The sequence below is a fragment of the Mesorhizobium sp. B2-3-10 genome, from assembly GCF_006442275.1.
GTDB classification, from domain to species: Bacteria; Pseudomonadota; Alphaproteobacteria; order Rhizobiales; family Rhizobiaceae; genus Mesorhizobium; species Mesorhizobium australicum.
Genome location: NZ_VFVT01000015.1, coordinates 25609 through 46577, shown reverse-complemented (window position 1 = coordinate 46577; position 20969 = coordinate 25609). Strand labels below are relative to the sequence as shown.

The 20969-nt window shown below is 64.2% G+C and carries 22 protein-coding genes and 1 tRNA gene; 6 read left to right on the top strand and 17 right to left on the bottom strand.

What is annotated here, in order from left to right; translation table 11 throughout:
• Positions 1-48: 48 nt before the first annotated feature.
• The gene (locus FJ943_RS29225; RefSeq protein WP_140727172.1) at positions 49-1275 is read left to right on the top strand and encodes an alpha-D-ribose 1-methylphosphonate 5-triphosphate diphosphatase; all 1227 of its coding nucleotides are present in this window, start codon (positions 49-51) and stop codon (positions 1273-1275) included.
• A gap of 41 nt (positions 1276-1316) precedes the next feature.
• Here FJ943_RS29225 and FJ943_RS29220 read toward each other — a convergent pair whose 3' ends face one another.
• On the bottom strand, positions 1317-1517 hold the full coding sequence (locus tag FJ943_RS29220; protein ID WP_140727123.1) for a hypothetical protein: 201 nt from the start codon (positions 1515-1517) through the stop codon (positions 1317-1319).
• A 78-nt stretch (positions 1518-1595) separates the two neighbouring features.
• On the bottom strand, positions 1596-1826 hold the full coding sequence (locus tag FJ943_RS29215; RefSeq protein ID WP_140727120.1) for a hypothetical protein: 231 nt from the start codon (positions 1824-1826) through the stop codon (positions 1596-1598).
• A gap of 158 nt (positions 1827-1984) precedes the next feature.
• Here FJ943_RS29215 and FJ943_RS29210 point away from each other — a divergent pair, with 158 nt between their 5' ends.
• The gene (locus FJ943_RS29210) at positions 1985-4012 is read left to right on the top strand and encodes an amidase (RefSeq protein WP_140727117.1); all 2028 of its coding nucleotides are present in this window, start codon (positions 1985-1987) and stop codon (positions 4010-4012) included.
• A 58-nt stretch (positions 4013-4070) separates the two neighbouring features.
• Positions 4071-4490 carry a VOC family protein gene (locus FJ943_RS29205; RefSeq protein WP_140727114.1) on the top strand — a complete coding sequence of 140 codons (420 nt, stop codon included), beginning with the start codon at positions 4071-4073 and terminating at the stop codon, positions 4488-4490.
• 1 nt (position 4491) lies between these two features.
• Here FJ943_RS29205 and FJ943_RS29200 read toward each other — a convergent pair whose 3' ends face one another.
• Positions 4492-5139, bottom strand: a complete 648-nt coding sequence (locus FJ943_RS29200) for a ThuA domain-containing protein (RefSeq protein ID WP_140727111.1) — start codon at positions 5137-5139, stop codon at positions 4492-4494.
• Positions 5140-5188: 49 nt separating this feature from the next.
• Complete coding sequence (locus FJ943_RS29195) at positions 5189-6211, bottom strand: LLM class flavin-dependent oxidoreductase (protein WP_140727108.1); 1023 nt, start codon at positions 6209-6211, stop codon at positions 5189-5191.
• 105 nt (positions 6212-6316) lie between these two features.
• Here FJ943_RS29195 and FJ943_RS29190 point away from each other — a divergent pair, with 105 nt between their 5' ends.
• Together FJ943_RS29190 and FJ943_RS29185 are read left to right on the top strand one after the other, a co-directional pair.
• Positions 6317-7399, top strand: coding sequence for a CaiB/BaiF CoA-transferase family protein (locus FJ943_RS29190; protein WP_140727105.1), 1083 nt, complete (start codon positions 6317-6319; stop codon positions 7397-7399).
• Positions 7400-7409: 10 nt separating this feature from the next.
• The gene (locus FJ943_RS29185) at positions 7410-7910 is read left to right on the top strand and encodes a peptide deformylase (RefSeq protein ID WP_140727103.1); all 501 of its coding nucleotides are present in this window, start codon (positions 7410-7412) and stop codon (positions 7908-7910) included.
• Between the two features lie 105 nt (positions 7911-8015).
• Here the strand turns inward: FJ943_RS29185 and FJ943_RS29180 are convergent, their stop codons facing one another.
• From FJ943_RS29180 to FJ943_RS29130, 11 genes are all read right to left on the bottom strand, one after another.
• Positions 8016-8291, bottom strand: a complete 276-nt coding sequence (locus tag FJ943_RS29180; RefSeq protein ID WP_140727169.1) for a hypothetical protein — start codon at positions 8289-8291, stop codon at positions 8016-8018.
• 150 nt (positions 8292-8441) lie between these two features.
• Positions 8442-9938, bottom strand: a complete 1497-nt coding sequence (locus FJ943_RS29175) for an aldehyde dehydrogenase family protein (protein ID WP_140727100.1) — start codon at positions 9936-9938, stop codon at positions 8442-8444.
• 156 nt (positions 9939-10094) lie between these two features.
• A complete protein-coding gene (locus FJ943_RS29170) occupies positions 10095-11510 on the bottom strand; it encodes an FAD-dependent oxidoreductase (protein ID WP_140727097.1) in 1416 nt (471 codons plus the stop codon).
• Between the two features lies 1 nt (position 11511).
• Positions 11512-12378: a PfkB family carbohydrate kinase gene (locus FJ943_RS29165; RefSeq protein WP_140727094.1), complete on the bottom strand. Its 867-nt coding sequence runs from the start codon at positions 12376-12378 to the stop codon at positions 11512-11514.
• The gene (locus tag FJ943_RS29160; RefSeq protein WP_140727092.1) at positions 12375-13229 is read right to left on the bottom strand and encodes a sugar phosphate isomerase/epimerase family protein; all 855 of its coding nucleotides are present in this window, start codon (positions 13227-13229) and stop codon (positions 12375-12377) included. Before FJ943_RS29160 ends, FJ943_RS29165 begins: the two co-directional genes overlap by 4 nt.
• 18 nt (positions 13230-13247) lie before the next feature.
• Complete coding sequence (locus FJ943_RS29155) at positions 13248-14099, bottom strand: carbohydrate ABC transporter permease (protein WP_140727167.1); 852 nt, start codon at positions 14097-14099, stop codon at positions 13248-13250.
• A gap of 5 nt (positions 14100-14104) precedes the next feature.
• Complete coding sequence (locus FJ943_RS29150; protein ID WP_224527425.1) at positions 14105-15064, bottom strand: sugar ABC transporter permease; 960 nt, start codon at positions 15062-15064, stop codon at positions 14105-14107.
• A 4-nt stretch (positions 15065-15068) separates the two neighbouring features.
• The gene (locus FJ943_RS29145; RefSeq protein WP_140727089.1) at positions 15069-16391 is read right to left on the bottom strand and encodes an ABC transporter substrate-binding protein; all 1323 of its coding nucleotides are present in this window, start codon (positions 16389-16391) and stop codon (positions 15069-15071) included.
• A 37-nt stretch (positions 16392-16428) separates the two neighbouring features.
• On the bottom strand, positions 16429-17442 hold the full coding sequence (locus tag FJ943_RS29140) for an SIS domain-containing protein (RefSeq protein WP_140727087.1): 1014 nt from the start codon (positions 17440-17442) through the stop codon (positions 16429-16431).
• Between the two features lie 187 nt (positions 17443-17629).
• Entirely contained in the window at positions 17630-18652 is a 1023-nt protein-coding gene (locus FJ943_RS29135; protein ID WP_210161500.1) for a LacI family DNA-binding transcriptional regulator, read from the bottom strand.
• An 85-nt stretch (positions 18653-18737) separates the two neighbouring features.
• Positions 18738-18813, bottom strand: a tRNA-Ile gene (locus FJ943_RS29130).
• Between the two features lie 135 nt (positions 18814-18948).
• Between FJ943_RS29130 and FJ943_RS29125 the strand changes: the two genes are divergently transcribed.
• Positions 18949-19659 (top strand): SIMPL domain-containing protein, encoded by a 711-nt coding sequence (locus FJ943_RS29125; RefSeq protein ID WP_140617816.1) that lies wholly within the window; start codon positions 18949-18951, stop codon positions 19657-19659.
• 167 nt (positions 19660-19826) lie between these two features.
• Here the strand turns inward: FJ943_RS29125 and FJ943_RS29120 are convergent, their stop codons facing one another.
• A complete protein-coding gene (locus FJ943_RS29120; protein WP_015316248.1) occupies positions 19827-20183 on the bottom strand; it encodes a hypothetical protein in 357 nt (118 codons plus the stop codon).
• Between the two features lie 247 nt (positions 20184-20430).
• Positions 20431-20877: a YcgN family cysteine cluster protein gene (locus FJ943_RS29115; RefSeq protein WP_140727165.1), complete on the bottom strand. Its 447-nt coding sequence runs from the start codon at positions 20875-20877 to the stop codon at positions 20431-20433.
• Positions 20878-20969 lie beyond the last annotated feature (92 nt).

Below are 20969 nucleotides of genomic sequence, written 5' to 3'. Positions count from 1 at the left end.
CGGACGGACAGGGCCGCACCCCATCGGGATCAGCCGAAGAAACACGATCTGTGGTTGAGCGAATTCGAGATTGTGCTGCGCGACCGTGTCATTGCCAATGGCGCGGTCAGGATCGAAGACGGCCGGATCGCGGAGATCCGCGACCGGCCTGTCGAGAATGCCGACTTCGTCGGCGGCGGCCGCCTGCTGCTGCCTGGTTTCATCGACATGCATGGCGACATGGTGGAACGGGAAGTGGAGCCGCGTAGCGGGGTCCACGTGCCGATGGAGATCGGCATCGCCGAGCTCGACAAGCGGCTGGCCTCCTGCGGCGTGACCACAGCCTATGCCGCGCTCTCCTTCATCGGCAACAGCGCCACGGCCGCCTTGCTGCGCTCGGAAGAACACACATCGTCCATCATCGAGACCATCACCGGGCTGAAAGACCACCTTCTGGTCGATCACCGCATCCATGCCCGCTTCGAGGTGACGTTCAGCGCGGCTGTCGGCGTGCTGGAAAGATTGATGGATGCCGGCAAGCTGCATTTGATTTCGTTGATGGATCACACGCCCGGCCAGGGACAATACCGCGACGTCGAACTGTATATCGCCCGCCTGGCCAAGGAGCGCGGCATGTCCATTGCCGACGTATCCGAGGTCGTCGGCAAGCGCATGGCCGATCGGAACGGGCATGGCGGTGTGCTCGGCACGCTGCAAGGCCTGTCGGCGTTTGCCCGCGCCCGCGGCATCGTGCTCGCCTCGCACGATGACGACACGCTGGAAAAGGTGGAATTCGTCCACGGCCTGGGAACCGTGCTCAGCGAATTTCCGGTGACGCTGGAGGCGGCGCGGGAAGCCCGCCGGCTGGGCATGTATACGGCCATGGGCGCACCCAATGCGCTGCGCGGAGAATCCTATTCCGGCAATCTTTCCGCTCGCCAGGCCTATGAGGCCGGGTTGCTCGACATGCTGGCCAGCGACTATCACCCGGCCTCGATCCTGCCGGCCGTCCTCGGCCTGGCGAAACTGAGCGACGGTGGCCTGGCGAAGGCGGCGGCGCTGACGAGCGCCAACCCGGCCGCCGCACTCGGGCTCACCGATCGCGGAGCCATCGAAGCTGGGCTCCTGGCCGATCTCGTCGTGGCCGACCGCCAGCCGGTGCCACGTGTGCGAGCCACCTTCCGCGCCGGCCGCATGATCTACGGCGACGGTACGCTTGAACCGGCGCGGAACAGGGCGATCGAGGGAGGCCGCGACCGGCCGCTGCCAGCCGACCGAGGGCAATCCCAGGACTAGCGGTGCTCTGGGAAAAGCGCGTGGCGCTTCACCAGTAGTTGCTAAAGATCGAGCGCCACCATCATCCCGCGCACCTCCGCCATTTCCAGCAGCAGATCCTGCAGGCTTTCGGTGGTCAGCGGCGCACCCGATATCGCCGGCAGTTCAGCGATACTCTCCCTCATCGAAATCACGGGGACCCCGGTTTTCTCAGAAAGCAGCCGCGCGATGGCTGCGCGGACAAGCGCAATCTGGTCAGGCATGATTCCCCTTTCATGCTACGATAACGGCACCATTTTCTTCATGCTGTATGCCTTGCCGCAACTTATGCGAGCATTCATTCACGCTTGCAAGTCGTCTCGTTGATGTTCGTACGATCGACAGCCGCCCAACGGGGAGAGCGACGGCATCCCGCTGTCGTCGTCTTCCATGGCGCGGAGCAGGGCAAGCGGCACTTCGTGCCGGCAGAGCCCGATCAAAATCCTGCCTTGCACCGTCACCGGCAATTCGGTGTATCTGTCGAAAATGGAATACGTGCCTGTCGGCTCATTCAAAATCTCGAAACGGTCCAATGCAAACCTCAACCTTTCCCGGAACGCAGTAACGCACGCGTCCATCGGAGGTTGCCTAAAAAAACGATTTTTTCGGGGAGGCGCGAAAGAGTTCCAATTGGCTCTTGCCGAAGCCGGCGGCCTCGCTCATCCATGGCGTACAGACACTGGGGCCAATGATGACCGAGACCAGCCTTCACCTCGTCGAAGCGTCGATCGACCAATTGCGCCTAGCGCTCGACAAAGGCGCCGTCACCAGCGTCGAACTGGTCGCAGCCTATGTCAGGCGGATCGCGTATTTCGACCGGCACGGCATCGCGCTGAACGCCGTGCCCGTGCTCAACCCTGAAATGTTCGAGGATGCCGCCGCTTCCGACGAGCGGCGCCGGCAAGGAAAGACGCTTGGCCCGCTCGACGGCATCCCCTACACCGCCAAGGACAGCTACAAGGTCAAAGGCCTGACGGTGGCTGCCGGCTCGCCCGCCTTCGAGCATCTCGTCGCCAACGAGGACGCCTTCACCATCGCCCGGCTGCGCGCCGGCGGCGCGGTGCTGATCGGCCTTACCAACATGCCGCCCATGGCCAATGGCGGCATGCAGCGCGGCGTCTATGGCCGCGCCGAAAGCCCCTACAATGGCGACTATCTGACCGCCGCCTTCGCGTCGGGCTCCTCCAATGGCTCGGGCACCGCGACGGCGGCCAGCTTCTGCGCCTTCGGGCTTGGCGAAGAGACGTGGTCGTCCGGCCGTGCGCCGGCCACCAACAACGCGCTGGTCGCCTACACGCCCTCGCGCGGCGTCATTTCGGTGCGCGGCAACTGGCCCTTGGTGCCGACCATGGATGTCGTGGTGCCGCACACGCGCAGCGTGCCCGACATGCTGGAACTGCTCGACATCATCGTCGCCGACGATCCGGAAACGCGAGGCGATTTCTGGCGCGCCCAGCCTTGGGTGGCGCTGCCGAAAAGCTCCGCGATGCGGCCACGACGTTATACCGACCTGACGCTTGCGGGTTCGCTGAAGGGCAAGCGGCTCGGCGTACCCAGAATGTATATCGGCCGCGACACGGAAATAGATCGCCCGATCGAAACCCGCGCCTCGGTACTTGATCTCTGGGAACAGGGGGCCGCGGATCTGCGGCGGCTCGGCGCCGAAGTGGTCGAGGTCGACTTTCCCGTCGTCTCCAACTATGAGCGCGACCGCCCAGGCGCGCGGACCATGGTCGAGCGTGGGCTGGTGCCCGGGGACTTCGCCGACCGCGAAATCTGGGATCTCTGCATCTGGGGCTGGGACGATTTCCTGCGGGCCAACGCCGACCCTGCTCTGCCCGATCTCGCCTCGGTCGACGGCCCAAAAATCTTCCCGCAGCCACCGGGCACGCTGCCCGACCGCTATGAAGGCGGCTTCGATCTGGCCGAGTATGTCGAGCGGGCAAAGCTCGGCGTCGCGCCCTTGACCCACATTCCCACGATCGCGGATGGCATCAAGGGACTCGAAGCAACAAGACGCATCGACTTCGAGGACTGGCTGGACGCACAAGGCCTCGATGCCGTGGTCCTGCCGGCCGCCGCCGATGTCGGCCCGGCCGACGCCGACGTCAACGAGGCGTCAGCCGATCTGGCCTGGCGCAACGGCACCTGGGTCGCCAACGGCAATCTGGTCTGGCGCCATTTCGGCATCCCGACCGTCAGCGTGCCGATGGGCACAATGGCCGATATCGGCATGCCGGTCGGCCTGACCTTCGCAGGCAAGGCCTATGACGATGAAAGGCTGCTTTGCATGGCCGGCGATTTCGAGCGTTCCACGCAGCGCCGCACCCAGCCGCCGCGCACGCCTGAATTGCCTGATGATGTCTTTTCGCGCCAGCGTACTCAAGCCGGCAATGGCAAGGGGCCGATTGTGGAAATCGCGCTAACAGCTGAAACGCGCGCGTCCGGTGATCACGACGAGATCACGGTCACAATCGACCTGGCTGTCGAGGCAAGCGAAGCGGAGCACGCCAGCCTCAAGGTGCATGTCAACGGCCAGGCGATTGACATGCACCAAGCCGGCCCGCGGCTCAGCGGGTGGACGCTCGTCCCTGCCGTCGAGCATCGACGCCTGCACAGCGTCTGGCGCGGCTCATACGGTTCGATCGTCACGGCGGTGGTGCGGCTACAGGATGGACGCAGCGCCGGCGCCTATGTGGTCACCGGCGGAATCGAGTGATGATGCGCCGTACGGGCCGCCTTACCATGCACAACGGGCCAAGCCACGGAACCCAGCCATGATCAAAGTCAAGCAACTCGCCCATGTCTGCATTTTCGCCAACGACCTGGAAGAAACACGGCGCTTCTACGAAAATGTCCTTGCCATGGACATCCAGTTCAATTTCCTGCGCGATGGCGCGGTTTTCGGTTTCTACCTCAATTGCGGCGGCCGCAGCCATGTCGAGGTCTTCCAGAAAGAGGGCGCGCGGTTCAGCGAGACGGATCAGATCAACCATTTCTGCCTGGAAGTCGAAGACATCGACGCCGCGATCGCGCACATCGCATCCATGGGCGTTGACGTCACCGCCAAGAAACACGCCTGCGACGACACGTACCAGGCCTGGCTGCGCGACCCCAACGGGGTGAAGATCGAACTCTTCGAATACACCGGCAAAAGCGCGCAATTCACCGGCGGCGACCGCGTCGCGGACTGGTAGGCTAGTCGCGCGCCGCCCACAGCAAACCGCGCTCCATGATTAGCGCCATTTCCGGCACCGCGAACTCATCCGCCGTATGGCCAAGGGAACTGTAAAAAACCTTGCCCGCGCCATAGCGGCGCTTCCAGACGACCGGCATGACGACGCCGTCGATGCCGGGAAAATGCGCGTCGGTAAAGGTGGTTGTCGCCAGCACCTCGTTGCCCGGGTCGACATGCATGTAATATTGCTCCGACCGGTAGGCGAAATCGCTGACGCCTTTCGTGACCGGATCGTCCGGCCGGGTGATGACGACATGGTAGTCGATGATGTTGCCGGGATGCGCGACCCACTGGCCGCCGGTCATGAACTGGTAGTCAGGCTCCGCGCGAAAACTGTCGCCCATCGTGCCGTGAAAGCCGCCGAGCCCGCTCCCCAGGCGAACCGCCTGCGTCAGGTTGTTCAGCTCGGCCTTTTCGATCGTCGACATGGTGATGACAGGCACGATGAGATCGAATGAGGCAAGGTTCGGATCGGCGAACATCGCTGTCCCCTCGCCGAGCGTGACCGCGAAGCCGTTACGCTCCAGCATGTCGCGGATGATGTTGGCGCTGCGCTCTGGCGTGTGGCCTTCCCAGCCTCCCCAGGCAATCAGGGCTTTCCTGGACATGCGGCAACCTCCCTCGATCCATTAGACCGACGACCGCTCTCCGCACCGGTCAGCGCCAGCCGAGCGCCGGCGCGACATGGGTGAGGATCGCCTCGATGACATGGGCGTTGTAGTCGACGCCGAGCTGGTTGGGAACCGTGAGCAAAAGCGTGTCGGCCTCGGCGATCGCTTCGTCCTGCGCCAATTCCTTGATCAGCACGTCCGGCTCGGCGGCGTAGCTGCGGCCGAAGATCGCCCTGGTATTTTCCTCGATAAAGCCGATCTGGTCGCGGCTCTCATTGCCGCGCCCGAAATAGGCGCGGTCGCGGTCGTCGACCAGCGCGAAGATGCTGCGGCTGACCGAGACGCGCGGTTCGCGTTCATGCCCGGCCGCCTTCCAGGCCTCGCGATAGATGCGGATCTGCTCGGCCTGCTGGACATGGAACGGCTTGCCGCTCTCGTCGAATTTCAGCGTCGAGCTCTGCAGATTCATGCCGAGCTTCGCCGCCCATTCAGAGGTGGCGTTGGTCGCCGCGCCCCACCAGATGCGCTCGCGCAGGCCCGGCGAATGCGGCTCGAGCCTGAGCAAGCCCGGCGGGTTGGGGAACATCGGCCGTGGGTTGGGCTGGGCGAAGCCTTCGCCGCGCAGCGTATCGAGGAACACCTCGGCGTGATGCCGCGCCATGTCGGCGTCGCTTTTGCCTTCCTGCGGCACATAGCCGAAATAGCGCCAGCCATCGATCACCTGCTCGGGCGAGCCGCGGCTGATGCCGAGCTGCAGCCGGCCGCCGGCGATGATGTCGGCCGCACCCGCATCCTCGGCCATGTAGAGCGGATTCTCGTAGCGCATGTCGATGACGGCCGTGCCGATCTCGATGCGGCTGGTCTTGGCGCCGACGGCCGCCAGCAGCGGGAATGGCGAGGCGAGCTGGCGGGCGAAGTGATGCACGCGGAAATAGGCTCCGTCGGCGCCGAGCTGCTCGGCGGCGACGGCGAGATCGATCGATTGCAACAGCGCGTCGGATGCCGAACGCACCTGCGATTGCGAAGAGGGCGACCAGTGCCCGAATGACAGGAAACCAATTTTTTTCATGGTCCTGAAGTATATGCGGGCGGCACATGCTTCAATGGCGAAAGAACAGGGTTACACACCGTCGCCCTCCGCAATAGCTTAAACGCGCAACACCAGAGAGGATGGATGCTCAGGGGAATCCGCATCGTCGAGATCGAGGCGCTGGGACCGGCGCCCTTCGCCGGCATGCTTTTCGCCGACCTCGGCGCCGATGTCATCGTCGTCCACCGCAGGGAGCCGTCCGTGCCGGGCGCGCCCCAGCGCTCGCTGCTCGATCGCGGCAAGCGCTCCATCGCGCTCGACCTGAAGAATTTGGATGACATGGCCGTGCTGACGCGCCTCATCGCCACCGCCGACGGGCTGATCGAGGGTTTCCGGCCCGGCGTCATGGAGCGTCTCGGGCTTGGCCCGGAGGCCTGCCTCGCGGCCAATCCGCGCCTGGTCTACGGCCGCATGACCGGCTGGGGCCAGCACGGTCCGCTGGCCGCCACCGCCGGCCACGACATGAACTATATCGGCCTGTCCGGCGCGCTCTGGTACGGCTCCTTGCCGGGAGAGCCGCCCATGGCACCGCCGACGCTCGTCGGCGACGTAGGCGGCGGGGCGCTCTATCTGGTGATCGGCATGCTGGCCGCCATGATGAACGTGCGCGCCGGCGGCCAGGGCATCGTCGTCGACGCGGCGATCGTCGACGGCTCGGCCCATATGATGAACCTGCTGATGTCGCTCGCACAGTCCGGCGCGCTTGCCGCCGGCCGCGGCCGGAGCCTTCTCGACGGACCGCATTGGTGCCGCGTCTACCGGACATCGGATGCCGGCTTCATCAGCGTCCAGTGCGTCGAGCCGAAATTCTACGCGCTCTTCCTCGACAGGCTTGGCTTGACCGCCGATCCGCAATTCGCCAACCAGCTTGATCGCGACCTCTGGCCCGGGCTTTGCGAACGGCTGGCGGCGATCTTCGCCACGCGACCTCGCGACGCATGGGTCAAGTTGTTCGCGGGCTCGGACGCCTGTGTCGGCCCAGTCTTCAGCCCCCATGAAGCGGCCCAGCATCCGCACATGGCCGCACGCGGCACATGGCTGACCGTGGACGGCATCCTGCAGGCGGCGGCCGCGCCGCGCTTTTCCGGATGGGAACAAAAGACACCGGCCAAGAGCCCCATGCGCGGCGAACATGACGCAGAAATCCGCGCAGGCTTGCCGAGTTGAGGCGAGGTCCATGACAGTTCGGTCGATCGTAAAATTCCCCAATCCCCTCCTTCGCGCCGTGGCCGAACCCGTGGAGCTGTTCGACGACGATCTGCAGGCCTTGGCCAGCGACCTCATCGACACCATGCGCGCGGCCCCCGGAATCGGTATCACCGCCCCGCACATCGGCATTCTGAAACGCCTGGTCGTCATCCAGCTCCCTTCCGCGGCAAAACCGGCGATCTATGTAAATCCGGCCGTCGTCCAGGCCTCGACCGAAATGATCCGTCATGAGGAAGGCAGCGTTTCGATGCCCGGTGTCACCGAGGACATCGAACGGCACGCCCGCATCCGCGTTCGCTATCAGGATCTGGATGGCGGTGAGCGGTTCGAGGACGCCGAGGGCCTGCTGGCGGTTTGCCATCAGCATGAGATCGATCAGCTCGACGGGCTGTTCTGGACGCACAGGCTGACCCGCCTCAAGCGCGACCGGCTGATCAAGCGCTATGGCAAGCTGATACGAGCCTCGTAGACGCCACGGGGCGGATCGCAATGTTACGCCGGGCGCGTGGCCGCGCCGGCGGACCGTGTCACGTTCGCAACGTGCTAACCTGATCGCGGACGAAACGTCCGCCGGTCATTTTCCGCAGTGGTGATCGTTGATCTTGTTTATCGCAAAACCGTCCGGACCAGTCCGGTGGTAGGAGCAGGCTCCAGCGGCCGTTGTGAACAACTGCTGGTCATAGTAGCGCGGGCCGCCGAAGAGGAAGTCGATGAGATCGTCATTGGCGGGAACGTAGCGCTCCTGTTCGTCCTGGTGACGACGGTGCTTGGCGCCCGCGAAAGCCAACGAGGACATGCCGAAGCCCATCGCGAGAGCAAGAGCGCAGATCGCCAATCGTTTCGTCGTCATCGCAAACACCCTTCTGTTCGGGATTCGATCTTATATCGAAAATCGCCAGATGACGAAAAGTTCCTGAACAAGGGCCTTGCTCCGGCCGATGCGCGGCAGTCGGCGACGGGCCCGGACCGCGGGCGCCCTCACCTGAACATCGCCACGCCCTCAATCCGTCTGGATCCAGACGGATTTGGTCTCCAGATACTCGTGCAGATGCTCGATGCCGCCCTCGCGGCCATGGCCGGACATCTTCATCCCGCCGAAAGGCACGGCCGGATCGATGGCGTGGTACATGTTGACCCAGACCGAGCCGGCCTTGATGCGGCGGGCTAGCTTGTGCGCGGTGCCGAGGTGGGTGGTGAAGACGCCGGCTGCAAGCCCGTAGGGCGTCGCGTTGGCGCGCGCGACGGCCTCGTCCAGCGTGTCGAACGGCATCGCCGAAATAACGGGTCCGAAAATCTCCTCCCGCGCGATGGTCATGGTGTCCGACACCGCACCGAACACGGTCGGCGCGATGAAGTTGCCGCCGTCATAGAGTTCGCCTGTCAGCCGCGCCCCGCCGGCGACCAGTTGAGCGCCTTCGTCGCTGCCGGCCTTGATGTAGCCTTCCACCTTGCCGGCCTGCCTGGCATTGATGAGCGGCCCGATTTCGGTCTCCGCCTCGATGCCGTGGCCGATGCGCAGTTTTCCGGCGAACTCCGCCAGCCGGCGCACGAATTCGTCATGGATCTCGTGCGCCACGAACAGGCGCGAGCCGGCAATGCAGATCTGGCCCGAATGCACGAACACCGCCATCGCCGCGATTGGGACAGCCTTGTCGATGTCGGCGTCGCGGCAGACAATGATCGGTGACTTGCCGCCGAGCTCAAGCGAGACGCGCTTGAGGTTGGTGACAGCGGCCCGCGCGATCGCTTGACCTGTCAGCGTCGAGCCGGTGAAGACGATCTTGTTGACGTCGGAATGTTCGGCGAGCCGCGCGCCCGCTTCGGCCCCGGTTCCGGTGACGATGTTGACGACGCCGTCGGGCACGCCGGCTTCCTGCATCAGCCGGCCGATCAGCAGCGGCGTCAGCGATGCCTCCTCGGACGGTTTCAGCACGATGGCACAGCCCGTGGCGAGCGCCGGCGCGACCTTCCAGATCGAAGCCGCGGTCGGCGCGTTCCAGGGAATGATCGCGCCAACGACGCCAACCGGCTCGCGCCTTGTGAAGGTGACGATTTCGCCCGGAATGGAATTGTCGATCGCCTCGCCATGTAGCGCCGTCGCCATGCCTGCATAGAAGCGCAGCATGCCGATGACGCGGCGTCGGTTGGCCAGCGTGCGTGTGATCGGCAGCCCCATGTCGAGCGTGTCGGAAACGCTGAGCTCTTCCCAATGTGTTTCGAACAGGTCGGCGATCCTGAGCAGCACGCATTGCCGCTCATAGGGCGAGAATTTCGACCAGGGTCCTTCGAAAGCCGCGCGCGCCGCCGCGACCGCTGCATCGACATCGGCGGCTCCGCCACGCGGCACCGTCGCCAGCACCTCGCCGGTCGCCGGATTCAGCGCCTGCATCACCTCGCCGGACTGCGCTGCGACCCACTTGCCGTCGATGAACATCGGCCGGAATTCGCCATGGTAGAGCGACGTGACCTTCGCCCTCGGGTCGAAATTCACCGTCATCCCTTCCTCCTCGCGAATTCCCGGGCAACTATTACTCCCGGCGCGGGCGACCTCAACAAGGAAAGCTGAAGGGCGTTCGGATAATCGGACCGCCAGCGTCCGCGCCCGTGTTCACCAGAAAGGCGCAACAACAGGTCCGTGCGGGTTTAAAGATGCCTAGCCCCCGCCGCCCGGCGTGCGTTCCGACAGGAATCGCGTCAGCGCGCCTGGCTTCCCGTTGCGGATCTCGACGTCGTTCCGGCGCGCGATCGCGGCGCGCACAAGCTTGGCGCCGAGATAGCGGAACGGTTCCGGAGGCATCGTCTTGCGCCGATCGAGCCCCACCAGCCCACTGCTGCTCCAGCGATCCTTCCGTTCCAGAACAAGGCTGGCGAGGACGCGGCCGCCGATTGGGGTCTGGGCAATGCCGGTCCCGTTGTAGCCCATGCCAAAGACAATGTTAGGATGACCCTTCAAGTGATCGAAGACGGGGACATGCTCCGGCACGCAGTCGATCGGGCCCGCCCAATCATAGTCGATCGGCACTCCTCGCAGTTCGGGGTAGACGCGGGCCAGTTCGCGGATATTGTCCCGTCCGTGTTCGGGGCTGCGGTTGAAGCTTTGGCCGAAATTGCCCGCATAGGCGATGTTGCCGCTGCCGCGGCCGAAGACCACCCGGCCTTTCGGGGTGCGCTGGTAATAGAGGACCTGGCGCTGCGCGTCGCAGATGGAGGCTCCGTCTCGCCAGCCGATCCGGTCGAGCAAGTCAGGGATTTCCGCGGTCGCGACCACCTGGCTCGCGACCACGTAAAGATGCCGTCGCAGTTCGGGCAGCGCCGACAGCCAGGCATTGGCCGCCAGCACGACCTTCCCGGCCCGCACCTCGCCTTGCGCGGTCCGGACCACACAGGTCCTGCCGGGCACGATTTCGGTGACGGGACTGCGCTCATGGACGACCACGCCGCGAGCGATCGCCAGGTCGCGCAGGCCGGTGGCCAGCTTGGCTGGATGGACGGTTCCGGCATTCGCCTCGACGACGCCGGCATAGGAGGCGGAAGACCCGGTCCGCTGCTTGATCTCCTCGCCGGTCAGCTGCCGGAAGCGGTTGGCCCCGGCTGCCTCGGTCATCGCGACAGCGCGGTTCCAGGCTCCCTCCTGGGCCGTGGAACTGGCCGTCCACAGCCAGCCGTCGAGACGAAGATCCATATCGATCGTGCCGTCGCGCTGAAGTTTCTCCAGCTCCGTGATGGCATCGACGCTATCGGCGCAAAGCGCCCGCCCCTCCTCCTCGCCGACGACGGCGCTGATCTGATCGAGCTCGGCGAACCAGGAATGCACCTGTCCACCATTGCGCCCCGAAGCGCCGGAGCCGCACTGATCGGCCTCGATCACCATGACGCGGGTTTCGGGAGCCAGATCGCGGATCCGCAACGCCGTCCACAGCCCGGTATAGCCGCCGCCGACGATCACCACGTCGGCCTGCTCGCCGCCGACCAAGGGTTGGGTCGCCGGGGCAGCGGCAATGTCCTGCAGCCAGAACGACCGATCGGCTGTCGCCGCGACCGCCGGCTGTCTCATCCGTAAAGTGGCCATGTCAGACCCTCGTCTCGCGATTGATCACGTCGGCATATTTCAGCGGCAGCCAGTCGGGGATGGGGCGCGGTTCCTGCGGGAAGCCGCCGAGATGCGTGCAGGTCCTGCTGGCGTCGAGAGAGGCTTTTCGCATGGCATCGTCGGCATCGAGACCCGCGAAGCAGAACGCGGTGATGAAGGTGGCGATAAAGCTGTCTCCCGCACCGCACGTGTCCACGACGGCGGTCGGCGACGCCTCGACATGGCGAACGCCTTGGCTGTCGCCGAAATAGGCGCCGCGGCTGCCGCAGGTGAGCACGACCTGGCGCGCCCCGGCCGACCGCAGCGCGGTCATGAGGGGCTCGACCGGCACGCTCGGCTCGTCTGGACCGGACGCGAAGACCAGAGGCACGCCCTCCAGCGGCAAGGCCAGATGCGCGGTCGAGACGTCGAGACTGAACGGCACGCGCTCGCGAACCAGGCGGCGCACGAGGTCCTCGTTGGCATTGGTGCCCAGATGCACCCAGTCGGCTTTCGAAATGACCTGCCAGTTGCGCGGCGCGGGCATGTAATTCTCGCCGACGCCGAAGGATTCGAACAGGAAAGTACGGTCGCCCGACTGATCGCGCAGCAAGGTCACCGCAGTATCGCCGGAGATCATCTCGACATCTTTGCGGGACAGCCCGGCGGTCTCGATCTCGCGGAGCGTTATCTCACCTTCAGGATCATCGCCAACGGCGCCGAAATAGCGTGCGCTCCAGCCATTGCGGCGCCATTGAACGGCAACGTTGAGGGCGTTCCCGCCGACGGTCAGGAGGTCCTTGTTGAGATAGACGTCGAGGCAGTTGTCACCGACGGCGACCAGATTGGGCGATACTCCTCCGGTCATGCTGCTGTCGGCGCCCGCGTCATGTGGGGCTCGATCGCCTTGAGATTGCGTGTCCACGCCGCGACCGGGTCCAGAGTATAGGAGCCATTTCCGAACGGCTCGAAGGTCAGTTTCCCCCGATAGCCCGACGCGGCGAGGTCGTCGAGATACTGGCCGATCGGAAGCTTGCCGTCGCCCCAGACAAGATGCCCCGCCGGCAGCCCGTCGACGATCTGAACATGCGCGAGGCGCGGCCCGAACAGCCTGACATAGTCGGCCACGGTATCGCCGGCAGTGGCCATGCCGACGGTGTCCAGGACCACGTCCATGGTGTCGGCGCCGATCTGGTCGAGCATTTCGCGCAGGCCCGCCGCATTGGTGACGACGTTGGTTTCGACGCGTTGCAGCGGCTCGAGCAGGCAGCGCACGCCGACCGAGGACGCATGGGCGGCGATCTCCGCGAGCGACTGGGCCGACCGTGCCCACGCCTCTTGCGGCGGGTCGTGTTCATATCCACGCCCGGACGTCAGGAACAAATATCGGGCGCCCAGTTCGGCGCATATGTCCGCCGCGCGGCAGAACCGCCTGACGCTGTCGCGGCGATATGCGCCGTCGCCCGACGCGATGTTGATCGGATAGATCACCTGCTCGGGCGTGAAGCACCAGACCGTCAGTCCGTTCTGCGCAAGTATCTCGCGAACCGATCGAACATGCGCGTCTGTCGCATGAAACAGGTCGAGATGCGGCGCGATGCCCCAAAGCTCGATCTCCTTGAAGCCGAAGCCGCGAAGGATCTCGGCAACGCGCTCGAATGCGTAATGCTGGAAGGCGAAGTTGGCCCCAATCAGCTGGTCGACCTTGAATTGCGGCATGGATGTCCTTCCCGTGATTTATTTGCCGATGCCTTCGGAGAGGCCGCGGATGAAGTACCGCTGTGCGGCGAAGAAAAGCAGGACGATCGGCAGGGCCGAGATCGTCATCGCCGCGAAGACGACGCCGTAATTGGTGCCGTTCTTGGACATCAGCGATGTCAGGCCGACGGGCAGCGTCTGCACAGCCGATCCATTGGTGAAGACCATCGCGAACAAATACTCGTTCCAGGCAAACAGCACGTGCAGGATGATGCAGGAGATGATGATCGGCTGGCACAGCGGCAGGATGATGCGCCAGAAGATCTGCCCCTCGCTGGCGCCGTCGATGCGGGCCGCCTCGTCGAGATCCTTCGGCAGCCCAAGCATGTAGGCGCGGATCAGGAAGGTGCTGAACGGAATCCGGAACGCCGTGTAGAGGATGATCAGCGCCCAGTAGGTGTTGTAGAGGCCGATGGCCTGCAGCATCCGCACCAGCGGGATCAGCGCCACGGTCGGACTGAGCATGAGGCCGCCAAGAACCAGACCGACGATAAGCGGCTTGCCGGGCATTGGCGTTCGCGTCAGCCCGTAGGCGGTCCAGGCGCTGATCAGCACCGTGCAGATCGCTGAAGCGACGGTCACCAGCAGGCTTGAGACCAAATAGTCGCGGACGCCCCGGTTCCAGGCCTGCACATAATTGGCCCAGGTCCACCGCGACGGCAGCGCGAAGGGGTCGCCGAAGATCTGCCCATTATCCTTGAAGCCGTTGAGCGCCATCCAGACCAGCGGATAAAGCACGACGATGCCGAGACAGATCAGGAACGAGTATAGAAAGGCTTTCGCAAGAGCGCTCTCGAAGGTCGGGCGCGCGGTCCGCTCGCTGGCCGCCATCACCGTCACAGCTCGACCCTCCGGCGCCTGGTGTACCAAAGCTGGGCCGCTCCGGTGATCATGGTCACGGCGAAGATCACGGCCGCGATCGCGGCGCCGTAGCCGAAATTGTTCTGGATGAAGCCCTGCTGGTAAAGCCATGTGCCAAGCACCTGGCTGCGGTTGTTGGGGCCGCCGGCGGTCATGACCATGACTTCGTTGAACACCTGGAACGCGCCGGTGATGGTGACGATGATCATCAGGCCGGTCATCTCGCGGGTCAGTGGCAGCGTCACGCTCCACAGCCTGCGCAGCGGCCCGGCTCCGTCCATGACCGCGGCATCATAGAGATCACGCGGAATCTTCTGGATCGCGATCGCGAACAGGAGCGTCGAATAGCCGAAGCCCTGCCACTGGCTCATCGCGATGATCGCGTAGATCGCCGTGTGCTCGCCGCCGAGCCAGGGCTGGATGAGTTGTTCCAGGCCAATGCGCCTGAGCCCGGCGTTCAAGAGCCCGATATCCGGCTGGTAGATGAAATAAAACAGCAGGCCGGTCACGGTGATCGAGATCGCGGACGGAATGAAATAAATCGCCCGCCAGAAGCGCCTTTGCCGCTCGCTGCCCAGCCCCTCGATCAGCGCCGCCAGCACGAAGGCGCCGCCGACCTGGAAGACGATGGAGATCAACGCGTAGAGCGTGTTGTTCCACAACGCCACCCAGACGACCGGGTCGTGTAGCAGCCGCTCATAGTTGGCGAGGCCGATATTCGTGGTCTCGCCGGTAAAAATATCCTCGTCGGTGGTGCTGACGATGAAGTTGTCGACGATCGGGTAATACACGAACCAGCCGACCAGGATCACCGCAACGGCGACCCACCGGAGCGAGCCCCAGTGGCGGAACCGGCGGCCGGCTTTCGCCGCCGGCTCGCCCTTGGCGTTGCTCAAGGCAGCGCCTTCCATTCTGGCCAGACCGGGATTCGCCATTGGCCTATTTCGATGCCGCGGCCGCCTGCTTGACCTGCTCCATGACCTGTTCCGGCGTCATCGAGCCGCCGGTGAGGGCCTGGAGGCTGGACAGCCAGGCGGAGGCCACGCGCGGCGGGTTCACCGTGTCCAGCCACGGCATCAGGTAGGAAGCGGAGGCGATCTCCTTGAGGCCGGCCACGACGGAAGGGTTCATGTTGGCTTCCGACGCCCCGCCGATGGTCGCGCTGGGCTGCCCGTAGGGCGGAGCCGAGAGCACCTGGCCATTCTGCTTGGACGTGACGAATTTCATGAAGTCGATCGCCAGCGGGATGTTGGTGGAGGCGGAACTGATCATGTAGCCTTCCGGCGCGCCTTCGATCGCTTTCGCGTCGCCCTTCGCGCCGTTCGGCACAGGCAGGGTGAAGAAGCCCAGATCGGATACTTTCAAAGCGGAATCCGCCGAAGCGCTCTGATCGAACTCGATGATTTCCTGGTAGTACATGGCCGATTTCGTGTTGCTGAAGGTCTGGATGGCCGACGAATAGGAGGTGCCGTTCACCGAGGCGCCGCCATCCGTGCAACTGTCGATGAGCTGCTTGTACTGGGTGAGCGCGGCGACATAGCCCGGGTCGCTATAGTCCGCCGTGCCGGGGTCGAAATCCTTCTCGAGTACCGCCTGCGGAACGTCGTAGGCGAGCAGCTGCCCCACATAGTGGATTGCCGGCCAGGCTTCCTTGTTGCCGAAAGAGATCGGCGTCATGCCCGATTTCCGGATCGTCTCGCAGGACGACAGGAGCTCCTCGAAGGTCTTGGGCGCGCTCAGGCCGAGTTTGGAGAACGCCTGCTTGTTGTAGCCCATGAATTTTGCGTCGAGATAGAGCGGAATGCCGTAGTATTTGCCATTGTACATGAAGGCCTGAACGGCCGCCGGCGTCAGTGTCTTGCCCCACTCGGTATCGGGCCCGATGACCGGGGTCAGGTCGACGGCGCGATGGCCGCGCACGAAATTTCCGCCCCAGCTGCCGGTCCAGGAAAAGTAGATGTCCGGGAGCGAGTTCGACGCGACCAGCGTTTTGGTCTTGTCCTTGACGCTGTCGTCGCTTTCCTGGATGAGTTCGACCTTCACGCCGGGATGAAGCTTCTCATAGTCCTGGGCGACGCCGACAAAATACGGCGCGAGCTGCTGCGCGCCGAATTTCGTCAGGACCGACAGCGTTCCCTGGTAATCGACCTTAGCGTTCGGATCGGCCTGGACCGCCTCGGCGCCGATACCCTGTCCCATTGTCAGACCCAGTGCCGATGCCGCGGCAAGCGCGGCGATTGCCGCCTGTGTTGAATATTTCATGATCAGTTCCCTTCTTCGTTTTTATGAGGTGAGGTGATCAGTATTCGACGCGCTTGTAGTAGCGGCGCGTCGTCAGCGGGTGATTGCGCAACACTTCCAGATGCGCGCTCACCCGTTCCAGCAACGTCGCAAGCACGATCGGCGAGATCAGCTTGCGGACAGCAGGCGAGATACCGGGCAGTTCGACCGATGCGGCATCGAGAACGTGCACCTTGTCGGTGTATCGTTTGATGAAATTTTCGACGCGATCACCCAGCGGACGGCTGGCATCTTCCCCCTTGAATAGGAATACGCTCACACCCGGTTCGACCAGCTCCAGCGTGCCGTGGAAGAAGTCGGCGGCATGGACCGGTCTGGTCCTGATCCACTGCATCTCTTCCAGAATGCACATACCGTAATAGTAGGCTTGCGGCCAGACGGAGCCGGCGCCGGTGAAGATGTGATAGGTTTCGTTCTTGATCGTGTCGGCGAGTTTCGCCGCGCTGTCTTCGTAGGCCGCCTTTGCCCCAACCAGCAGTTCCGGCAGTCTCTTGAGCTCGGCCACGGTGGCGTCGAAGTCCTCGTATTCGCCGCGCTCCGCCAGCAGTGCCAGCACAATCAGCAGCGACTGCAGATAGAAGGACTCCGAAGAGGTGTCGTCCTCCGCGAAGTTCGTGAAGGTGAAATCGGCTTCCCTGGCAAGCGGCGTGTCGGAATGGCCGGTGAGCGAGAGCGTGCGCACGCCTCTCTGCTTCAGGAAGGAAAGCAGCTGCACGCTTTCCCTGGTCGTGCCCGACAGCGAGGGAATGACGACGAGCGACTTCCGGTCCAGCCCGGCGGGCGGATCAAGCACGACTTGCGCCGGATATTCTCCCCGCACCGGGAAGCTCGTACGGCGCTCGGCCAGCTCGATCGCTGGAAGGGTCAGAAGCTGCACGCCACCGGTCCCCATGAAATAGAGCCGCTCGACGCCATCCGCGAGCAGCCGGTGCATGAGCGCCCTCGCCTCTCCGGCGAAGGAGACGGCTCCGCTCTGGATCTTGATGAAGCGGTCTTTGTCAAAATTGAGCATGCAGGTCTTCCTCGTATTTCGCTGCGGCAGGGCGTCCGCTCGTTGCAGGCACCGCCGGCGATCGCCGCGGCCACCATCGATCAGGCTGATTGTGAGATCGATCTCACATATTTAACGCACGCATTTCAGAGGTTGGCAAGCCCCCTCGCATGACCAATTCGCGGAAGAGCCTATTTGGATCGGGCGATCAGCGCCCGTGCAGTCGCGAGACCGAGCCGCGAACGATGAGACGGGTCGGGAAGCGCGTGTGGCGCGGGGCCAGCTTCTTGCCGGCCAGGCGGTCGAGCAGCATTTTGGCGGCAAGCGGCCCTATTTCGGCTGTCGGCTGCGCAATGACGGTGATCTGGGGATCGGTGAAGGTGGCGAGGTTGAAATCGTCGAACCCGACCAGCGAAACATCATGCGGGATGGACAGTCCCATCGAGCGCAGGCCGAGCAACGCGCCTTGGGTCATCAGGCTGTCCACGGTGAACAGGGCGGTCGGACGATCGCGGCGGCTGAACAGTCGAATGGTGGCTTCGACAGCATGTTCCACGGTCGAGCGTGACACGCTGACCAGCGACGGGTCGAGGGCAATGCCATGCGCCGCAAGCGAGTTCTGGTAACCGGCAAGGCGCTCCTGCGCGGTGAAGATGCGCGATTCGTCCCGCAACAGGCCGATGCGCTCATGGCCATTGGCAACCAGGTAGTCCACGGCCGCGCGCGCACCGCCTTCATTGTCGACGACGACGCTGTCGCAGTGCACTTCCTTGACGACACGGTCGATCAGCACGACCGGCGTGCCCTCACGGGCGAGCTGCACGATATGCTGGCTGTCCGTCGCCGAGGTCGGCGCAAGAATGAAGCCACGGATGCTGAGCGAACGCAGGCTTTCGAGCAGTTCCTTTTCCTGTTCGACATTCTCTTCGCTGCTGGCGATCAGAAGATTGTGGCGGTGCCTGCGCAGTTCCGCCTCGATATCATGGGCAATGCGCGCGAAGAACGGATTCTGGATGTCGCCGGGAATGAAGCCGACGATCGGCAGCTGCCCGCTGCGCAGGGCCTGCGCGACGAGGTTGGCGCGATAGCCCAGTCGCTCGGCGGCTTCCAGCACCCGCAAAGCCGTCCCGTCGCCGACGTAACCGTAACTGTTGAGCGCCCGCGCCGCCGTGGCGCGCGAAACGTTGGCCGCGGCGGCCACGTCTTTCAGGGTGATCCCTTTCTGCGTCACGATCATTGTGCTCCCGGGACGGCAATATCCCGTTTGGCGAACCCGCGGGCGAACTTGCCCCTACGCTATTGGTAAATAACAACAATGGTGGGCCCGGAGGGACTCGAACCCCCAACCAAGCGGTTATGAGCCGCCGGCTCTAACCATTGAGCTACAGGCCCCACGCGGGCTGGATTAATGTTTTTCGCATCGCGGCACAAGGCTTTCCCGGCGGGCTTTCGCAGATCGCCCAAATCAACCCATAATCGCGCTCTACGCGCCCCCCTGCGACTTGATCGCAGACCAAGGAGATTTTCATGACCAGACATCTTTTGCCCCTCGCGCTCGCCGCTGCAATCGCTTTTCCGGCGATGGCTGGAGCCACCGATCTGCCGACGCCGCCCCGCATCATCGTGTCCGGCGAGGGCGAAGCAACCGTGGCCCCCGATCTGGCGGTGCTGACGCTCAGCGTCATGCGCGAAGCCAAGACGGCGCGTGCCGCACTCGACGCCAACAATGATGCCATGGCCGCCGTGATTGCCGCGATGAAGGCCGCCGGCATCAAGGATCGCGACCTGCAGACCGCGGGCATCCAGATCAACCCCCGCTACAACTACACCAACAAGCCGGACGGCAGCCAGGAGGCCGAACTCGTCGCCTATCAGGTGACCAACACGCTCTCGGTGCGCGTGCGCGACGTCGACAAGACAGGTGAGATCCTCGACAAGGCGGTGTCGCTCGGCGTCAACCAAGGCGGCGGCATCGCCTTCACCAATGACAATCCGGCGGCCACCGTCACAGAGGCCCGAAAGAAAGCTGTCGCCGACGCCATGGCCAAGGCCAGGACGCTGGCCGAGGCGGCCGGGGTCAGCCTGGGCCGGGTGCTCGAGATCACCGATCAGAACATCAGGCCGGCGCCGATGCCGATCAACGCCAAGGCATTCGACGCCGCGGCCGGCGCGGCGCCGGTACAGGCCGGCGAGAACGCCTACAATGTCCAGGTCACCGTTACCTTCGAACTGAAGTAGGCGGCGCTGGACGCCGTGGCTGAGCATTGCTTGGCCACGGACCTGCTCAAGAGAGACCGCCGCGGGCATTAAAAACCCCGCGGAATCGCTCCCGCGGGGTTTCGGGCCACTTCTTTCCCTAGGGAAAGGGGCTCCAGACCTTCACAGAAGGTCCACGCCTGAGATTCTCAGCGGTTGATGACCGGGCAACCGCGCTCGTTGGCGAACACGATGACGACGCGGTCGCCGTACTGACGGCCCATCACCTTGACCACGCGGCGGTTGACATCGACGATGCGGGCACGGTGCAGCCCCATGCGCTCCGCCTTGTCGAGGGCGCGATCCGGCGAGCAGCCACGGCGCCAATCGTCGCGGCGCTCGTCCCGGCGGTGGCGATAGCCGTCGTCGCCGGCATAGACGCCGAAGCGCGGGTCCTGGTTGTTGCCGAAGCCAAGATAGAGGCTGTCGGCATGGGCGGGGATGGCCGCCAGCGTGCCGAGGCCGACCAGAGCCGAAAGCGCTGCCGTCTTGATGGTGGTGTACATGGTTCTCTCTCCTTGTTGCGGGCTTGCGCCCTCCTCGTGAAACCCATGGCGGGAGAATGCACCGGCCTGTCTGAACTATTTACGAACTGCCCGTTCATCCGCGGTTCATGTGGCGCCACACGGCAAAGCGCCGACCTTTCAAATCTCTCGCCGGCCAAATCCCTCGCCGGCACTCAACAATATCGCGCCAGGCGCCTCGCCCTCGCAGGGTTCCCGACAGGCAACTCCTGACGGTCTACCGCGCGCGTCAGGGCTCGTCGTCGAGCATAAAGTCAAAATAGTCTTCCGGCTCGGCCAGGTCGGTCTCGCTCGCCTTGACCCGGCCGCGCATGGAAATGCCGGCATCGTGCACGGTCTCGGCACTGCCGGAAACCAACCGATGCCACCAGTAGAGGTCGCGGCCCTCGGCCACCAGCCGGTAGGCGCAGGTGCTGGGCAGCCAGCTGATGGTGCGCACATTCTGCGGCGTCAGGCCGACGCAGTCGGGAACGCGCGCCAGCCGGTTGGCATAGTCCGCACAGCGGCAGCTCTCGGCGTCGAACAGCCGGCAGCCGACGCTGGTCCAGTAGATTTCACCGGTGTCCTCGTCCTCGAGCTTGGACAGGCAGCACTTGCCGCAGCCGTCGCAGAGCGATTCCCACTCGGTGGGGCTCATCTCTTCCAGCGTCTTGGTCTTCCAGAACGGGGTTTCCATTTCCGGCATGTGGCCCCAGCCGCCGCCAAGGTCAAGCGCGGCGACAGCCGGAATGAGGCTGCAAAGGGGGCTGAATGACATGAAGTTGCCTT

Bases quoted from the DNA above. Each gene is read 5' to 3' on its own strand.
- FJ943_RS29195 (WP_140727108.1), bottom strand. From the start codon at position 6,211: ATGAAAAAAATTGGTTTCCTGTCATTCGGGCACTGGTCGCCCTCTTCG.
- FJ943_RS29150 (WP_224527425.1), bottom strand. From the start codon at position 15,064: ATGGCGAATCCCGGTCTGGCCAGAATGGAAGGCGCTGCCTTGAGCAAC.
- FJ943_RS29155 (WP_140727167.1), bottom strand. From the start codon at position 14,099: ATGGCGGCCAGCGAGCGGACCGCGCGCCCGACCTTCGAGAGCGCTCTT.
- FJ943_RS29200 (WP_140727111.1), bottom strand. From the start codon at position 5,139: ATGTCCAGGAAAGCCCTGATTGCCTGGGGAGGCTGGGAAGGCCACACG.
- FJ943_RS29140 (WP_140727087.1), bottom strand. From the start codon at position 17,442: ATGCTCAATTTTGACAAAGACCGCTTCATCAAGATCCAGAGCGGAGCC.
- FJ943_RS29185 (WP_140727103.1), top strand. From the start codon at position 7,410: ATGACAGTTCGGTCGATCGTAAAATTCCCCAATCCCCTCCTTCGCGCC.
- FJ943_RS29220 (WP_140727123.1), bottom strand. From the start codon at position 1,517: ATGCCTGACCAGATTGCGCTTGTCCGCGCAGCCATCGCGCGGCTGCTT.
- FJ943_RS29145 (WP_140727089.1), bottom strand. From the start codon at position 16,391: ATGAAATATTCAACACAGGCGGCAATCGCCGCGCTTGCCGCGGCATCG.
- FJ943_RS29190 (WP_140727105.1), top strand. From the start codon at position 6,317: ATGCTCAGGGGAATCCGCATCGTCGAGATCGAGGCGCTGGGACCGGCG.
- FJ943_RS29160 (WP_140727092.1), bottom strand. From the start codon at position 13,229: ATGCCGCAATTCAAGGTCGACCAGCTGATTGGGGCCAACTTCGCCTTC.
- FJ943_RS29120 (WP_015316248.1), bottom strand. From the start codon at position 20,183: ATGTACACCACCATCAAGACGGCAGCGCTTTCGGCTCTGGTCGGCCTC.
- FJ943_RS29125 (WP_140617816.1), top strand. From the start codon at position 18,949: ATGACCAGACATCTTTTGCCCCTCGCGCTCGCCGCTGCAATCGCTTTT.
- FJ943_RS29210 (WP_140727117.1), top strand. From the start codon at position 1,985: ATGACCGAGACCAGCCTTCACCTCGTCGAAGCGTCGATCGACCAATTG.
- FJ943_RS29175 (WP_140727100.1), bottom strand. From the start codon at position 9,938: ATGACGGTGAATTTCGACCCGAGGGCGAAGGTCACGTCGCTCTACCAT.
- FJ943_RS29180 (WP_140727169.1), bottom strand. From the start codon at position 8,291: ATGACGACGAAACGATTGGCGATCTGCGCTCTTGCTCTCGCGATGGGC.
- FJ943_RS29205 (WP_140727114.1), top strand. From the start codon at position 4,071: ATGATCAAAGTCAAGCAACTCGCCCATGTCTGCATTTTCGCCAACGAC.
- FJ943_RS29115 (WP_140727165.1), bottom strand. From the start codon at position 20,877: ATGGAAACCCCGTTCTGGAAGACCAAGACGCTGGAAGAGATGAGCCCC.
- FJ943_RS29170 (WP_140727097.1), bottom strand. From the start codon at position 11,510: ATGGCCACTTTACGGATGAGACAGCCGGCGGTCGCGGCGACAGCCGAT.
- FJ943_RS29165 (WP_140727094.1), bottom strand. From the start codon at position 12,378: ATGACCGGAGGAGTATCGCCCAATCTGGTCGCCGTCGGTGACAACTGC.